Here is a 15,629-nt window from a genome sequence, read left to right on the forward strand (position 1 = left end):
TCCGGGTCTGTCGATGCAATGGAGCGTCGACCCGGAGGCTCGACGGCTGAAAGGCTGGGGCTGACATGGCGACGAGCGACACCGCGTTCGGCGGAAGCGGTTCCGGATCCACCAGGTCCGCGGTGGGGCACGCGGTGATGATCGCCGCCGCCGCGGCCCTGGGTGGATTCCTGTTCGGATACGACACCGCGGTCATCAACGGTGCGGTCGGTGCAATCCGCGACAAGTACGACATCGGTGCCGGCGGAACGGGTCTGACCGTCTCGCTGACCCTCCTCGGCGCGGCGCTCGGCGCCTGGATCGCCGGAGACCTCGCGGACCGGCTGGGCCGCATCCGGGTGATGCAGCTCGCGGCGGTCCTGTTCTTCATCGGGGCGCTCGGCTCGGCCTTCCCGTTCAGCGTCTACGACCTGACGGCGTGGCGCATCGTCGGCGGTGTCGCGGTCGGCTTCGCCGCCGTCATCGCGCCCGCCTACATCGCGGAGATCTCCCCCGCACAGATCCGCGGCCGGCTCGGCTCGATGTACCAGCTGGCGATCGTGCTCGGCATCGCGATCTCCCAGCTCGTCAACTACGCGCTCACCCAGGCCGCGGGCGGGGCGCGCGAGACCCTCGCCGGCATCGAGGCGTGGCAGTGGATGCTCGCCCTCGAGGCGATCCCGGCCGTGCTCTACCTGCTGATGACCTTCCCGATCCCGGAGTCGCCACGGTTCCTGGTCCTGCGCGGTCGCGACGACCAGGCCCGGAAGGTGCTCGCCGACGTCGAGGGCGGCAGCGACGAGCAGGTCACCGCACGGATCGAGGAGGTGCGCGCCTCGCTGCACGACCACCGCGCCAAGACCACCGTGCGACAACTGTTCTCGAAGCGGCTCGGTGTCGCGCCGCTGGTGTGGATCGGCATCGCGCTCGCCGCACTGCAACAGTTCGTCGGGATCAACGTGATCTTCTACTACTCGGCGACCCTGTGGGAGGCCGTCGGCTTCGGCGAGGACCGCTCGCTTCTGATCAGCGTCGTCAGCGCGCTCGTCAACATCGTCGGCACCTTCGTCGCGATCGCCGTCATCGACCGGATCGGCCGCAGACCCCTGCTGCTGATCGGCTCGGTCGGCATGGCCGTCTCGCTGGCGACCACAGCCATCTGCTTCAGTTCCGCCGTGATCACCACCGACGCGGACGGTGATTCGGTCGCCACGCTGTCCGGCGCCAACGGCACCATCGCGCTCGTCGCGGCCAACACGTTCGTGTTCTTCTTCGCCTTCTCGTGGGGCCCGGTGGTGTGGGTGCTGATCAGCGAGATGTTCCCGAACCGGGTCCGCGGCGCCGCCGTCGGTGTCGCCACGGCCGCGAACTGGGTCGCGAACTTCCTCGTCTCCGCGACGTTCCCCGCGCTGGCGGACTGGAACCTGTCGGCCACGTACGGCGGCTACGCGGTGATGGCCGCGCTGTCGTTCTTCGTGGTGTGGAAGTTCGTCACCGAGACCCGCGGCCGAACCCTCGAGGCCGCGGGCTGAGCCCTAAACGCCCGGCGTCCCGGTCCCGAGACCGGTTTCGGCCTGCTCGTCGGAGCCGATCGCCGCGACCCAGCCGGTGATCTGCCGGGCCAGGTCCTGCGCCGTCAGCCCCAGCTCGGCCAACACCTGGTCGCGGGACGCGTGGTCGAGGAACCGCTGCGGCACACCGACGTCACGAGCCGGGGTGTCGACACCCGCCGTGCGCAGCGCCGCGGAGACCGTCGACCCGACGCCCCCGTGCACGCCGCTGTCCTCGATCGTGACGACCATCCGGAAGTCCCGGGCGAAGTCGACTACCGGACCGGGCACCGGAAGCACCCACCGCGGGTCGATCACCGCAGCCGAGATGCCCTGCTGCTCGAGCCGGGACGCCGTCTCGAGCGCCACCGACGCGAACGATCCGACCGCGACGATCAGCACGTCGCCGCGCCGCTGCTCCGGCATCGCGAGGACGTCCACCCCGTCGACCCGTTCGAGCGCCGGAATGTCCTGTCCGACAGCGCCCTTCGGGAAGCGCACCGCCGTCGGTCCGTCGGTGACGGCGAGTGCCTCGCGCAGCTCCTCCCGCAGCGTCGCGGCGTCCCGCGGGGCCGCGGCCCGCAGCCCCGGCACGATCCCGAGCAGGGAGAAGTCCCACATGCCGTTGTGGCTGGCACCGTCGGAGCCGGTGATGCCTGCCCGATCGAGCACCAGCGTGACCGGCTGCTTCAGCAGCGCGGCGTCCATCAGCAGCTGGTCGAACGCGCGGTTGAGGAACGTGGAGTACACGGCGACGACGGGGTGCAGGCCGCCCAGCGCGAGGCCGGCCGCCGACGTCACGGCGTGCTGCTCGGCGATACCGACGTCGAACATCCGGTCCGGGAACCGCTCGCCGAACGCCGCCAACCCGGTCGGGCCGGGCATCGCGGCGGTGATCGCCACGACGTCCTTCCGCTCGGCGGCGACCGAGATCAGTTCCTCGGAGAACACCGACGTCCAGTCCTGGACGGGCGTGCTCGTCGAACGCCCGGTCCGGGGGTCGATGACGCCGGTCGCGTGCATCTGGTCGGCCAGGTGATTCTCCGCGGGCGCGTACCCCATGCCCTTGCGGGTGACGGCGTGCACGATCACCGGCCCACCGAACGACTTGGCCCGGCGCAGCGCGGACTCCATCGCCACCTGGTCGTGACCGTCGACGGGGCCGAGGTACTTGATCCCGAGGTCGGTGAACATCACCTGCGGGCTGACGATGTCCTTGATGCCGGCTTTCATGCCGTGCAGGAACTGGTAGGCGGCGCGCCCGATCCACGGCACCTTCTTGACCATGCGGCGGCTGTTGTCGAGCACCTTCTCGTAGCCGGGCTGCAGACGCAGGGCCGCCAGGTGGTCGGCGAGGCCGCCGATCGTCGGCGCGTAGGAGCGGCCGTTGTCGTTGACGACGATCACCACCGACCGGTCCCGGCCGGCGGCGATGTTGTTCAGAGCCTCCCAGCACATGCCACCGGTCAGCGCCCCGTCGCCGACGACCGCGACGACGTGCCGGTCCTGACCGGTCAGCTCGAACGCCTTCGCCAGCCCGTCGGCGTACGACAGGGCAGCCGACGCGTGCGACGACTCGACCCAGTCGTGTTCGGACTCGGCGCGACACGGGTAGCCGGACAGGCCGTCGCGCATGCGGAGCGTGTCGAAGCGGTCCTTGCGGCCGGTGACGATCTTGTGGACGTAGGCCTGGTGGCCGGTGTCGAACAGCACCGCGTCGCGCGGCGAGTCGAAGACCCGGTGCACGGCGAGCGTCAGCTCCACGACGCCGAGGTTCGGCCCCAGGTGCCCGCCGGTGGCAGCCACCTTCTCGACCAGGAACTCACGTACCTCGACGGCGAGTTCACGCATCTCGGCGAGGGTCAGACCGCGAAGATCGCCGGGCGTCTGAACTCGAGAAAGAACACCCAACGAGATCGCTCCCTCCGCAACACGACTGTGCACGCAACACGTCGACCGCCATCCGACCGACCGGACCAGTCTACGGAGCCCCGGACGCGGCAATCGCCAGGCGTGCCGACCGCCATGGCGGTGCGGGCACTTCGCCTGCTTCATTATGCCGAACCCGGTGAGTCACATCACAGGTCGCGCGCCGACGGCAGGGATGCCAACCTTGTCGGCATGCGCACAGTCGTGGACACGATCATCGGCGAGGTGTACGAGCTCTGCCTCGGGAACCGGGACGGCGCCCTCGCCGACTACATCCCCGAACTCGCGCAGGTGCCGCCCGACACGTTCTCCCTCTGCCTGGCCACCACCGACGGCCACGTCTACGAGATGGGCGCCTCGGGCACCGAGTTCACCATCCAGTCGATCTCCAAGCCGTTCACCTACGGCCTCGCCCTCGCCGACCACGGACCCGACGCCGTCGCGCGGAAGATCGACGTCGAACCGTCCGGGGAACCGTTCAACGAGATCAGCCTCGACCCGGTCACCGAGCGGCCCCGCAACCCCATGATCAACGCCGGCGCGATCACCGCGGCATCCCTGATCACGGGCACGGACCCCGCCGAACGGTTCGAACGGCTCCGCCTGTGCTACTCGGCGTACGCCGGACGGGAACTGACCGTCGACGAACGGGTGTACGAGTCCGAGTCCCGCACCGGGCACCGCAACCGGGCCATCGGGCACATGCTGCGGTCCTTCGACATCATCGGCAACGATCCGGACGCCGCCGTCGACCTGTACTTCCGACAGTGCTCGATCAACGTGACGTCCCGCGACCTGGCCCTGATGGCGGCCACGCTGGCGAACAACGGCACCAATCCGCTCACCGGCGAGTGCGCGCTGGCCCCCGAGCACGTGGAACGGGTGCTGGCGGTGATGACGTCCTGCGGCATGTACGACGCGGCGGGCGACTGGATCGCACACGTCGGTCTCCCCGCGAAGAGCGGTGTCGGCGGCGGCGTGCTGGCCGTACTGCCCGGGCAGATCGGGATCGCCGTGCACTCCCCCCGCCTCGACTCGCACGGCAACAGCGTCCGCGGCGTCCAGGCGTGCCGTGCCCTGTCGAAGTCCCTCGAACTGCACTTCCTCCACGTCACCCGGGCGGCCCGGTCGGCGATCCGGTCCACCTACACGGTCGCCGAAGCGCCGTCCCGACAGCGGCGCACCGACTCCGAACGCGCCACCCTCGACCTGGTCGGCGACCGGGCGCGAATCTACGAACTGCACGGCGACCTGCTGTTCGCGGGCGCCGAATCCGCGGTCCGGGCGGTCGGCGAACGCGCCGCGGACCTCGAAGCGGTCGTCGTCGACCTGAGGCGCGTCGACGAGGTCGGTGACGTGGCGCGGCGGATGCTGACGCAGATGCGGGCCGATCTCGACGCCGACGGAGTTCCCTGCGCGTTCGTCGACCCCGACGGCCATCTCGGGAACACCACGTCGAGTGTCGACCCGTCGGGGCGGGGACGGATCCTCGTCGACCTCGACAGCGCGTTGGAGTGGGCCGAGACCGTGCTGCTGGACCGGCACTGCGGCGCAGGTCGCATCCCCGTGTCGCTGGAGTTGGCGGATCACCCGCTGCTGTCGAACCTCACCGACGTCCAGGTCGAACGGTTCGCCGCCGAACTCGACGTCGTCGACGTTCCCGGAGGGACGACCGTGGTCCGGCGCGGGGACGACGCGATCGGCATCGTGCTGATCCTGTCCGGCCGGATCAGCACCTCGTTGGCCGGGCCGAACGGCAACCTGCACCGGATCGCGACGCTGGCTCCGGGCATGACGTTCGGGGAGATGCCGACGCTGACCGGTGGGACCTTCCTCAACGACGTCCGCACCGACACGCCCGCCCGGTTCGCGGTCCTGCGCCCGGACCGGTACACGAAGCTGACCGAAGCCGCACCCGAACTCAAACTCGCCCTCCTCGACCGCCTCGCGAAGGGTGCGTACGCCCAGTTGGAGTCGGCGATTCGTGGTCTGGGCGTGAAGGCGTCGACGGGTCCCGGCGCGCCCGGCGGTCGATAATCCGTTGCCGGAAACGCCGAAATCGGACAGGCTGACCCCATGTCCGACCTCGCGATCGACACCACGGGACTCGTCAAACGCTTCGGCGGCAACGTCGCGGTCGACGGCGTCGACCTCGCCGTCCCCCGCGGCGGCGTCTACGGCGTCCTCGGCCCCAACGGTGCGGGAAAGACGACGACCATCCGCATGCTCGCCACCCTCCTCGACATCGACGACGGCTCCGCGAGGGTCCTCGGCCACGACGTGGTCCGGGAGGCCGACGCGGTGCGCAGCAAGGTCGCGCTGACCGGTCAGTTCGCGTCGCTCGACGAGGATCTCACCGGCACCGAGAACCTGGTCCTGCTCTCCCGCCTGTACGGGTTCTCCCGTCCCGCGGCCAGGGCGCGGTCCGAACAACTCCTCGCCGCCTTCGAGCTGACCGACGCGGCGGGCCGACAGGTGAAGAACCTCTCCGGCGGCATGCGCAGGCGCCTCGACATCGCGGCGTCGATCATCGTCACCCCGGAACTGATCTTCCTCGACGAGCCGACCACCGGCCTCGACCCCCGCAGTCGCAACCAGGTGTGGGAGATCGTCCGCGCACTCGTCGCGGGCGGCACGACCGTGCTGCTGACCACCCAGTACCTCGACGAGGCCGACCAGCTCGCGGATCGCGTCGCCGTCATCGACCACGGCCGGGTCATCGCCGAGGGCACCACCGGCGAGCTGAAGGCGTCGGTCGGATCGGGGGCGCTGCACGTCCGGGTCGCCGACCCGGCGCGCCGCGGCGAGGCCGCCACCGTGCTCGGCACCGCCCTCGGCGTCGACATCGCCCTGGAGACAGACCCGGCCGCACTGACCGCCCGCATCGACGACGCCGACCGGGTGGCCCGCGCACTGCCCGCGCTGAACGAGGCGGGGATCGCCGTCACCACGTTCGCCCTCGGCCAGCCGAGCCTCGACGAGGTGTTCCTCGCGCTGACCGGCCGGCCCGCCGAATCCGACGCCGCACTGGAAGGAACGCCGTCATGACGTCCACCACCGTCACCACCTCGCCCGCCGCCGCGGTCGGGGCGGCCCTGACCCTGGACGGACCGCGCCCGAAACGACCCAGCGCGACGGCGACGTCGCTGTCGTTCGGCTGGCGGGCCCTGCTCAAGATCAAGCACGTGCCCGAACAGCTCTTCGACGTGACCATGTTCCCGGTCATGTTCACCCTGATGTTCACGTACCTGTTCGGCGGGGCGCTGGCCGGATCCACCGAGGCCTACGTGCAGTTCCTGATTCCGGGCATCCTCGTGCAGACCGTCGTGATGATCACCATGTACACCGGGTTGACGCTGAACAAGGACATCGAGAAGGGCGTGTTCGACCGGTTCCGGTCCCTGCCGATCTGGCGGCCCGCTCCCCTGGTCGGCGCGCTGCTCGGCGACCTCGTCCGCTACACGATCGCGTCGGTGATCGTGATGGTGCTCGGACTGGTCCTCGGCTTCCGGCCGTCCGGCGGGGTGGTCGGGATCGTCGCGTCGATCGCGTTGCTGCTGCTGTTCTCGTTCGCGATGTCGTGGATCTGGACGATGTTCGCGATGCTGATGCGCACCGAACAGGCGGTGATGGGCGTGTCGATGTTCATCCTGTTCCCACTCACCTTCGCGTCCAACATCTTCGTCGAGCCGTCAACCATGCCGGGCTGGCTGCAGGCGTTCGTGAACGTGAATCCGGTCAGTCACCTCGTGACCGCGATCCGCGACCTGATGGAGGGCACCGTCGACGCGGCGTCGCTCGGGATCGTGTTCGCGTGGTGCGCCGGGTTCGTCGTGGTCTTCGGACCGATCACGATGCGGCTGTACAACCGCAAGTCGTGACGATGCGCGAAAGGCCCGGTCCCTGGGTGGGACCGGGCCTTTCGGGCGTCCGTCGGGATCTAGACCTTCGCGTACTCCTCGTCGGCGTCGGAGGGCTTCAGGTCGATCGTGGTGCGCAGCGGCTTGTTCGGTATCAGGCTCACCGCGATCAGGGTCACGATCGAGACGGCGGCGGCGATCAGGAAGATGCGGCCGGTCGCGTCACCGTAGGAGGCGCGGATGACCTCGCGCACCGGCTCCGGCAGCGCCGTGATGTTCAGGCTGGCGCCGCCACTGGTGCTGTTCGCGGTGATGCCGAGCTTCGCGAAGCCGACGGCCGTCAGGTCGGCGACCCGGGTGGCCAGCACCGATCCGAGAACCGACACGCCGATCGCGCCGCCGAAGGTGCGGAAGAACGCCACGACGCTGGACGCCGCACCGACGTTGTGCACGCTGACGGTGTTCTGCACTGCAAGCACCACGTTCTGCATCAGCATGCCGGTGCCGAGGCCGAGGAGCGCGATCATCGCACCGATCGCCCAGATGGCCGTCTCGTGGTCGACGGTGCTCAGCAGCACGAACCCGACGAGCTGCAGGCCTGCGCCGCCGACGACGAAGCCCTTCCACTTGCCGAAGCGGGTGATCAGCTGGCCCGCGCCGACAGACCCGAACAACATACCGACGACCATCGGAATGGTCAGTACTCCGGCCACGGTCGGCGAGTAGCCGCGCGCCGTCTGGAAGTACTGGCTCAGGAACGTGGTCGCGCCGAACACTCCGATACCGACGGCGATCGACGCGATGATCGCGAGGGCGGTGGTCCGCTCGGTCACGATCTTCAGCGGGATGATCGGCGACTGCGCCTTGCTCTCGACGACGAGAGTCGCGATCAGCAGCAGCACTCCGGCGCCCACCATCAGCGCGGACTGGGTCGAGATCCACTCGTAGTAGTCGGCCTTGCCGGCGAACGACACCCAGATGAGAAGCACGGACACGCCGGCGGTCAGCAGGGTGGCACCGAGCCAGTCGATCTTCACGCCGTCGACCCGGGCGGTCTCGATGTGCAGCGTCTTCTGCAACAGGAACAGTGCAATCACCGCGAGCGGCACGCAGACGTAGAAGCACCAGCGCCAGCCGAGGTTGTCGGCGATCACGCCGCCGAGAACCGGTCCACCGGCCATCGACACCGCCATGACGGCACCCATGTAGCCCGAGTACCGACCGCGGTCGCGCGGCGGGATGATCGTGCCGATGATCGCGACGACGAGGGCGGTCAGACCACCCATGCCGACGCCCTGGACCACGCGGGCGCCGAGCAGGATCGGCACGCTCGGCGACATGCCGGCGATCACCGATCCGACGACGAAGATGACGATGGCCGTCTGAACGAGGACCTTCTTGTTGTAGAGGTCCGAGAGTTTGCCCCAGATCGGCGTCGATGCCGCGGTCGCCAGCAGCGAGGTGGTGATGACCCACGCGTACTGGGTCTGACTGCCGTTCAGCTCGCTGATGATGGTCGGCAACGCCGTGGAGACGATGGTGGAACTGATCAAGGCGGTGAACAGTGCGGCGAGCAGGCCGGCGAGGACCTCGAGGATCTGCCGGTGCGACATCAGCTGCTCCGGCTCGGCGTGTCGGGAGTGGTTGTCCGTGGTTGTCATGCGCGATACCCCCTTTGTGGTGTCGAGTGGCCGGTCGCGGGGGTCCGCACCGGAATGGTCGAGAATGTCTGCTTGAGGTGCCGTAAGGCGGTCAGGGCGTCCTCGGCTTCGTCCTGGCTCCACTCGGCGAGCATCGTCAGTAGGCGGGCCGCGCGGAACTCCTTGTTGTTGGCCAGGAGTTCGTGACCGGCCTCGCTCAGCTGGACGATCGAGGCCCGTCCGTCTGCCGGGTCGGCGTGACGTTCGACCAGCCCGGCGTCGACGAGTTCGGCGATCTGCCTGCTCAACGACGACTGACTGACACACAGGCGCACGGCCAGCTCGTTCTGCCTGCACGGCGCGTTGGCCGCCAGGACGTGGAGTACGCCGATCAGCGCCGGCGCCACCCCACTCTCGTCACTTCCCCCGAGCACGCCCCGGAGAGTACGGCCGAACAGGAACACCTCTTCGACAAGGTCCTCGGCGGTCGCCGTCTGTACGGTCATCGACTGCACCCCCAGGGAAAGTAAAGACGAACTTTAAGATGCTTGCGTTCTACAAGTATATATTGCTTGTATTGCGCAAGCAAGTTGCCTTCGAGTGATCCGGGCGTCAGAGCGCCCGCGGGGCTGGATCAGCGGTGCAGCAGTGCGATGCACTCCACGTGATGGGTGAGCGGGAACGCATCGAATGCACGGACATCGGCGAGCTGATAGCCCTGCGCGAGGTACAGCCCGACGTCCCGGCCGAACGCGGCCGGGTCACAACCGATGTGCACGACGGTCCGCGGACCGGCTGCCCCGACAGCGTCGACGACCGCCCGACCCGCTCCCGACCGCGGCGGGTCCAGGACCACCGTCGACACCGGCCCGGCGAGACGGGTGACCACGTTCTCCACCCGAGCGGCCTCGAACCGGACCTGCGGCAGGTCGGCCAGCGCGCGGCGACCCGCCTCGACCGCTCCCGTCGCCGACTCGACCGAGAGCACCGACCCGCCCTCGCCCACCTGCGCGGCCAGGACGGCCGCGAAGACCCCGACACCGCCGTACAGGTCCCATGCGGTCTCGCCGGCAGCCAGACCGGACCACTCCCCGACCACCTGCGAGTACCGCTGCGCGGCGCCGCGGTGCGCCTGCCAGAACCCGGTGGCCGACAGCTCCCACTCCCGATCGCCGACGCGCGCGACCGCTCGACCACCGCCGATGACAGGGTGTTCACGCCTCGATCGGGACGTCGCCGCCCGCCGGGCCGTCGCGCCTCGCCTGCCGGGACTGCGCCGGCCGGTCCGGCTGACGTGGGCTGGTTCGATCTCGACGACGTGCCGCTCGCCGGCCGCGTCGACGGTGACCTGCAGCTCCGCGCCGGGACGCCACACGCGCTCGGCGATGCCCTCGTAGGATCCCGAAACCGGTTGCGGACACGCCAGATTCGTGATCACCCTGGTGCTGCGGTACCCGTGGAATCCGGCGTGACCGTCGGCGTCGACAGCCAGCCTCAGCCGGGTGCGCCACCCGGTGCCGTCTCCGGTGCCGGGCAGGTCCTCGACCTCGACGTCGCGGTCGACTCCGGCGAGGCGCCGCAGTTGCTCCGCGACCACGGCCGCCTTGATCCGCCGTTGGGCGGGCAGTGCGGCGTACGAGAGGTCGCAGCACCCGGCGCCGCCGGGGCCCGAGATCGGACACAGCGGGTCCACCCGATCCGCGGACGCTTCCAGCACCTCGACCGCATCGGCCCGGCAGAAGGAGCCTCCACGATCCTCGGTGACCCGGGCCCGCACCAGTTCACCGGGCAGCCCGTGCCGGACGAACACCACGCGGCCCTCGTGCCGCGCGACGCAGAATCCGCCGTGCCCCGGATTGCCGAGCCGCAGTTCGAGGTCCCGGCCGTACCAGTTCTCGCTCACTGACTGCCTTCCCGGCTCTCCGGCGCGTCGAATCCGCGCCTGGTGCCACCGGGCCCGGTCGGAACGGTGTACCTCTTGACCTTCTCCGACGAGGTCAGCTGCCACGGCACCGACGTCACCATCACGCCGGGCTGGAACAGCAGCCTGCTCTTGAGCCGCAACGCGCTCTGGTTGTGCAGGATCTGCTCCCACCAGTGCCCCACCACGTACTCGGGGATGAACACGGTGACCACGTCCCGCGGCGAGTCCCGGCGCACCCGGCGCACGTAGTCGAGCACGGGTTTGGTGATCTCCCGGTACGGCGACTCGATCACCTTGAGCGGCACCGTCACATCGCTGCGCTCCCATTCGCGCACCAATGCGCGGGTGTCCGGGTCGTCGACGTTGACGGTGATCGCCTCGAGTGTGTCGGGTCGGCTGGCGCGGGCGTAGGCGAGTGCCCGCAGGGTCGGCATGTGCAGCTTGGACACCAGCACGATCGAGTGCGTACGGCTGGGCAGCACGCCGTCCCACTCCTGGTCCTCGAGTTCGGCGGCCACGCTGTCGTAGTGCCTGCGGATCGACTTCATCAGAACGAAGATCGCCACCATCGCCACGATCGCGATCCACGCACCGGCCGCGAACTTCGTGATCAGCACGATCACCAGCACGGCGCCGGTCATGGCGAGACCGATCGAATTGATGATCCGTGAGCGCTGCATGTGGCGGCGCTGGGCCGGGTCGGCCTCGGTGCGCAGGTGCCGCGTCCAGTGCCGGATCATGCCGGTCTGACTGAGCACGAACGAGACGAACACGCCGACGATGTAGAGCTGGATCAGCTTGGTGACCTCGGCGCCGAACACCACCACGAACGCGATGGCCGCGCCGGACAGGAAGAGGATGCCGTTGCTGAACGCGAGGCGGTCGCCGCGGGTGTGCAGCTGACGCGGCAGGTAGCGGTCCTGGGCGAGGATCGACCCGAGGACAGGGAAACCGTTGAACGCGGTGTTGGCCGCGAGCACCAGGATCAGGGCGGTGACGATCGCGATGAAGTAGAAGCCGATCGGGAAGCCCGAGAACACCGCCTCGGCGAGCTGGGCGATCAGGGTCTTCTGGTGGTAGTCCGCGGGGGCACCCACCAGCTGGGTGGCCGGATCGTGCGCGTACACCACACCGATCTTCTGCGCCAGGATGATGATGCCCATCAGCAGGACGATCGCGATGGTGCCGAGCAGCAGCAACGTGGTCGCTGCGTTGCGCGACTTCGGCTTCCGGAACGCGGGCACGCCGTTCGAGATGGCCTCGACACCGGTCAGCGCGGCACACCCGGACGAGAACGCCCGCGCGATCAGGAACGCGAACGCGATCCCGTACAGGTGCGAGTCCTCGGCGAGCAGGTCGAACCCGGCCGACTCGGCCTGCACGTCGTCCCCGAGCACGAAGATCCGGAACAACCCCCAGCCGAGCATGAGGAACATCCCGACGATGAAGGCGTAGGTCGGGATCGCGAACGCGGTCCCCGACTCCCGGATGCCGCGCAGGTTGATCGCGGTGAGCAGCACGATCGCCGCCACCGCGAACAGCACCTTGTGCGTCGCGACGAACGGGATCGCGGACCCGATGTTGGACGCGGCCGACGAGATGGACACCGCCACCGTCAGCACGTAGTCGACCATCAGTGCACTGCCGACGGTCAACCCCGCGTTCGGCCCGAGGTTGACGGTCGCGACCTCGTAGTCGCCACCACCGGACGGGTAGGCGTGCACGTTCTGCCGGTAGCTCGCGACGACGACCGCCATGACCGCGCACACCGCGAGCCCGATCCAGGGTGTGTAGGTGTACGCCGTGATCCCGGCCACCGACAGGACGAGAAAGATCTCCTCGGGCGCGTATGCCACGGAGGACATCGCGTCGGAGGCGAACACAGGCAGGGCGATCCGTTTGGGCAGCAGGGTGTGCCCCAACTTGTCACTTCGAAACGGTCGCCCCACCAACAGCCGCTTCGCAGCGGTCGAAAGCTTTGACACCGCCAAAGCGTAAGCCGTCCGTGCCGATTCGGCCGTATCCGCTGCCCACCCGGCACCGATTCGGCACGCGCGGCGGCAATCGCAAACCGGGGGCGGTACCGTTCGGGATCGACGGAGCCGACGAGTGGAGGCAAGAAGGTGTACGTAGTCGTGATGGGGTGCGGCCGGGTCGGATCGGCCCTCGCGGCCGGGCTCGCCCGGATCGGCCACGAGGTCGCGATCATCGACCGGGACCCGGAGTCGTTCCGCCGGCTCGACCCCGAGTTCACAGGACACCGAGTCGTCGGCATGGGCTTCGACCGGGACGTCCTGATCAAGGCCGGAATCGAGCGGGCCGAGGCGTTCGCCGCCGTGTCCTCCGGCGACAACTCGAACATCATCTCCGCGCGCGTCGCCCGGGAGACCTTCGGCGTGAACCGGGTGGTGGCCCGGATCTACGACGCCAAGCGGGCAGCCGTCTACGAGCGGCTCGGCATCCCGACTGTCGCGACCGTCCCCTGGACCACGGACCGGTTCCTGCACCACCTGACCCGCGAGTCGCACACCACCAAGTGGCGTGACCCGTCCGGCACGGTCGCGGTCGCCGAACTGGACCTGCACGAGGGCTGGGTCGGACACAAGATCACCGAACTCGAGGAGTTCACCGGATCGCGGGTCGCGTTCCTGATCCGCTTCGGCACCGGCCTGCTGCCCACACCCAAGACGGTGATCCAGGCCGACGACCAGGTCTACATCGCCGCGGTGTCCGGAACGGTCGCCGAGGCGGTCGCGCTGGCCGCGACCCCGCCGCGAGAAGAGTGACCGTGATCGCACTGGCCACCATCCCCTACCCGATCGGACGGATCCGATGAGAGTCGCTATTGCCGGAGCCGGCGCCGTGGGCCGCTCGATCGCCCGCGAACTCGTGCGCGGCAGCCACCACGTGATGCTTCTCGAACGCAAGCTCGAGCACGTCGACCCCGAGGCCATCCCCGAGGTGCACTGGGTCCACGCGGACGCCTGCGAACTCGCTCTGCTCGAAGCGGCGAAGCTCGAGTCGTTCGACGTGGTGATCGCCGCCACCGGCGACGACAAGGTCAACATCGTCGTCAGCCTGCTCGCGAAGACCGAATTCGCGGTCCGGCGTGTCGTCGCTCGGGTCAACGATCCACGCAACGAATGGCTGTTCGACGAGTCCTGGGGCGTCGATGTCGCGGTGTCGACGCCGCGGATGCTCGCGTCCCTGGTCGAGGAGGCCGTCTCGGTCGGCGACCTGGTCCGGCTGATGACCTTCCGGCAGGGGCAGGCGAACCTCGTGGAGATCACCCTGCCGGCCGACACCCCGCTGGCGGGCAAGCCGGTCCGGAAGGTTCAGCTTCCCCGCGACGCCGCGCTGGTGACGATCATCCGGGGTGGACGGGTGATCGTTCCGCAGCCCGACGACCCCTTCGAGGGCGGCGACGAACTGGTGTTCGTGGCGTCGGTGGAGGTGGAGAACGAACTGCGCGCCGCCGTCGGGCTGGGACAGCGCCCGTAATGTGACACCGTCCGTGGCAATTTCCTCGTCCCCGAGGGTGCCGCGAATGTGCGGTACACAAATGCCCGGAATGTGCCTGCGCATTCCGGTAATCGTCACATTGTGGGCGCGAATTCGTAACGCGACGACTCCGGTCGCGGTATCACTCGGACCTGCCGTCCGGATCGGTCTTCGCGGTGTCGAGCGTGACGTCACCGTCCGGACCGTCCATCTCGGGCAGGTCGGTGTCGAGCGCGTCGGCTTCCACCGCGCGGTCGGCCCGGCGCACCGCCCACACCGTCACCAGCAGCACCAGCGCGGTCAGGGGCCAGCCCATCCCGATCCGCGACACCGCCAGCCACCCGGTGTGATCGGTGTCGTAGAGCTGCGACTGCACCAGATAGCGGGCCCCGAACACCACCGCCCACGCGAGTGTCGCGACGTCGTAGGCCCGGACCGCCGCCCGGGACCGCCGCCAGCTGTTGCCGTGCCCGTTGAGGAAGCCCCACACCACACCGACCAGCGGCCACCGCGCCAGGATCGACACCACGAAGACGCCGGCGTACAGCAGTGAGGTGTAGATGCCGAAGAGGAAGTAGCCCTTCGCGTCACCGGTCCGGTGGGCGATGAACGCGCAGACCCCGACGCCGAGGAATCCGGAGATCGCCGGCTGCACCGTGCCCCGGACCACGAGCCGCCACACCAGTACGGCCGCGGCGACGCCGAGGGCCGCCCAGATCGCCGCCGTGAGCCCGAAGAGGCTGTTGACCGGGACGAACGCAAGGATCGGCAGCGTCGAATACACCAGCCCGCTGATACCGCCGAGCTGTTCGAGAATGGAGGGCTGCCTGTCAGTCACCACACGAGGGTGCCACAGGGCGACTACGAATCGCCGAGCAGTTCGTAGTAGGGGTTGTAGATCACCTTCTGGCCGTTCTTGTCGCCGAGGCGACCGCGGACCATCAACTTGGTGCCGGGCTCGATGCCCGCGATTCGCCTGCGACCGATCCACACCAGGGTCACCGGATCGGTGCCGTCGAAGAACTCCGCCTGCACCGTGGCGTTCGACGACTTCGGACAGGACTCCACGCTGCGGAGCCGGCCCTGCATCGTCACCTCCTCGCCACGGTGACAGTCACAGGCGCGCTGTGCGCCCGATGCCTGCGACGACTCCGCCAGATCCTCGGCGTCGAGCTGATCGATGTCCTCGGTCAGCTGCCGGGTCAGCCGTCGGAAGTAACTGTTGGCCGCGAGTGCCATTGCGCGC

The 15,629-nt window shown here is 69.0% G+C and carries 13 protein-coding genes; 6 read left to right on the forward strand and 7 right to left on the reverse strand.

Annotated elements, in window-relative coordinates; genetic code table 11:
• Positions 1–65: 65 nt before the first annotated feature.
• Positions 66–1,511 carry a sugar porter family MFS transporter gene (locus ACFYVR_RS02420; protein WP_387469210.1) on the forward strand — a complete coding sequence of 482 codons (1,446 nt, stop codon included), beginning with the start codon at positions 66–68 and terminating at the stop codon, positions 1,509–1,511.
• A 3-nt stretch (positions 1,512–1,514) separates the two neighbouring features.
• Here ACFYVR_RS02420 and dxs read toward each other — a convergent pair whose 3' ends face one another.
• A complete protein-coding gene (dxs, locus tag ACFYVR_RS02425; RefSeq protein ID WP_387469212.1) occupies positions 1,515–3,440 on the reverse strand; it encodes a 1-deoxy-D-xylulose-5-phosphate synthase in 1,926 nt (641 codons plus the stop codon).
• Positions 3,441–3,650: 210 nt separating this feature from the next.
• Between dxs and glsA the strand changes: the two genes are divergently transcribed.
• From glsA to ACFYVR_RS02440, 3 genes are read left to right on the forward strand one after another with little or no spacing between them, the layout of a single operon-like run.
• Positions 3,651–5,495: a glutaminase A gene (gene glsA, locus ACFYVR_RS02430; RefSeq protein WP_387469214.1), complete on the forward strand. Its 1,845-nt coding sequence runs from the start codon at positions 3,651–3,653 to the stop codon at positions 5,493–5,495.
• A 39-nt stretch (positions 5,496–5,534) separates the two neighbouring features.
• Positions 5,535–6,506: an ATP-binding cassette domain-containing protein gene (locus ACFYVR_RS02435; protein WP_387469216.1), complete on the forward strand. Its 972-nt coding sequence runs from the start codon at positions 5,535–5,537 to the stop codon at positions 6,504–6,506.
• The gene (locus ACFYVR_RS02440) at positions 6,503–7,339 is read left to right on the forward strand and encodes an ABC transporter permease (RefSeq protein ID WP_387469218.1); all 837 of its coding nucleotides are present in this window, start codon (positions 6,503–6,505) and stop codon (positions 7,337–7,339) included. Before ACFYVR_RS02435 ends, ACFYVR_RS02440 begins: the two co-directional genes overlap by 4 nt.
• A gap of 59 nt (positions 7,340–7,398) precedes the next feature.
• Here ACFYVR_RS02440 and ACFYVR_RS02445 read toward each other — a convergent pair whose 3' ends face one another.
• The 4 genes from ACFYVR_RS02445 to ACFYVR_RS02460 form a co-directional block, all read right to left on the reverse strand.
• A complete protein-coding gene (locus ACFYVR_RS02445; protein ID WP_387469221.1) occupies positions 7,399–8,979 on the reverse strand; it encodes an MDR family MFS transporter in 1,581 nt (526 codons plus the stop codon).
• The gene (locus ACFYVR_RS02450; protein WP_387469223.1) at positions 8,976–9,464 is read right to left on the reverse strand and encodes a MarR family winged helix-turn-helix transcriptional regulator; all 489 of its coding nucleotides are present in this window, start codon (positions 9,462–9,464) and stop codon (positions 8,976–8,978) included. Before ACFYVR_RS02450 ends, ACFYVR_RS02445 begins: the two co-directional genes overlap by 4 nt.
• A 128-nt stretch (positions 9,465–9,592) precedes the next feature.
• Positions 9,593–10,861, reverse strand: coding sequence for a class I SAM-dependent RNA methyltransferase (locus tag ACFYVR_RS02455; protein ID WP_387469225.1), 1,269 nt, complete (start codon positions 10,859–10,861; stop codon positions 9,593–9,595).
• The gene (locus tag ACFYVR_RS02460; protein ID WP_387469227.1) at positions 10,858–12,867 is read right to left on the reverse strand and encodes an APC family permease; all 2,010 of its coding nucleotides are present in this window, start codon (positions 12,865–12,867) and stop codon (positions 10,858–10,860) included. Before ACFYVR_RS02460 ends, ACFYVR_RS02455 begins: the two co-directional genes overlap by 4 nt.
• 138 nt (positions 12,868–13,005) lie before the next feature.
• On the opposite strand from ACFYVR_RS02460, the gene ACFYVR_RS02465 reads away from it, so the two are divergent.
• Both ACFYVR_RS02465 and ACFYVR_RS02470 read left to right on the forward strand, forming a co-directional pair.
• A complete protein-coding gene (locus tag ACFYVR_RS02465; protein WP_387469229.1) occupies positions 13,006–13,668 on the forward strand; it encodes a potassium channel family protein in 663 nt (220 codons plus the stop codon).
• Between the two features lie 46 nt (positions 13,669–13,714).
• Entirely contained in the window at positions 13,715–14,383 is a 669-nt protein-coding gene (locus tag ACFYVR_RS02470; RefSeq protein ID WP_387469231.1) for a potassium channel family protein, read from the forward strand.
• Positions 14,384–14,525: 142 nt separating this feature from the next.
• Here ACFYVR_RS02470 and ACFYVR_RS02475 read toward each other — a convergent pair whose 3' ends face one another.
• Both ACFYVR_RS02475 and ACFYVR_RS02480 read right to left on the reverse strand, forming a co-directional pair.
• A complete protein-coding gene (locus ACFYVR_RS02475) occupies positions 14,526–15,239 on the reverse strand; it encodes a DUF3159 domain-containing protein (RefSeq protein ID WP_387470296.1) in 714 nt (237 codons plus the stop codon).
• Between the two features lie 5 nt (positions 15,240–15,244).
• Entirely contained in the window at positions 15,245–15,622 is a 378-nt protein-coding gene (locus ACFYVR_RS02480; RefSeq protein WP_387469233.1) for an OB-fold nucleic acid binding domain-containing protein, read from the reverse strand.
• Positions 15,623–15,629: the final 7 nt, after the last annotated feature.

The organism is Rhodococcus sp. NPDC003318 (assembly GCF_042879035.1).
GTDB lineage: Bacteria > Actinomycetota > Actinomycetes > Mycobacteriales > Mycobacteriaceae > Rhodococcus_G.

What these genes read in the sequence shown, in the direction of transcription:
- ACFYVR_RS02420 (WP_387469210.1), top strand. Translation starts at nt 66, where the DNA reads ATGGCGACGAGCGACACCGCGTTCGGCGGAAGCGGTTCCGGATCCACC.
- glsA (WP_387469214.1), top strand. Translation starts at nt 3,651, where the DNA reads ATGCGCACAGTCGTGGACACGATCATCGGCGAGGTGTACGAGCTCTGC.
- ACFYVR_RS02435 (WP_387469216.1), top strand. Translation starts at nt 5,535, where the DNA reads ATGTCCGACCTCGCGATCGACACCACGGGACTCGTCAAACGCTTCGGC.
- ACFYVR_RS02440 (WP_387469218.1), top strand. Translation starts at nt 6,503, where the DNA reads ATGACGTCCACCACCGTCACCACCTCGCCCGCCGCCGCGGTCGGGGCG.
- ACFYVR_RS02445 (WP_387469221.1), bottom strand. Translation starts at nt 8,979, where the DNA reads ATGACAACCACGGACAACCACTCCCGACACGCCGAGCCGGAGCAGCTG.
- ACFYVR_RS02450 (WP_387469223.1), bottom strand. Translation starts at nt 9,464, where the DNA reads ATGACCGTACAGACGGCGACCGCCGAGGACCTTGTCGAAGAGGTGTTC.
- ACFYVR_RS02470 (WP_387469231.1), top strand. Translation starts at nt 13,715, where the DNA reads ATGAGAGTCGCTATTGCCGGAGCCGGCGCCGTGGGCCGCTCGATCGCC.
- ACFYVR_RS02480 (WP_387469233.1), bottom strand. Translation starts at nt 15,622, where the DNA reads ATGGCACTCGCGGCCAACAGTTACTTCCGACGGCTGACCCGGCAGCTG.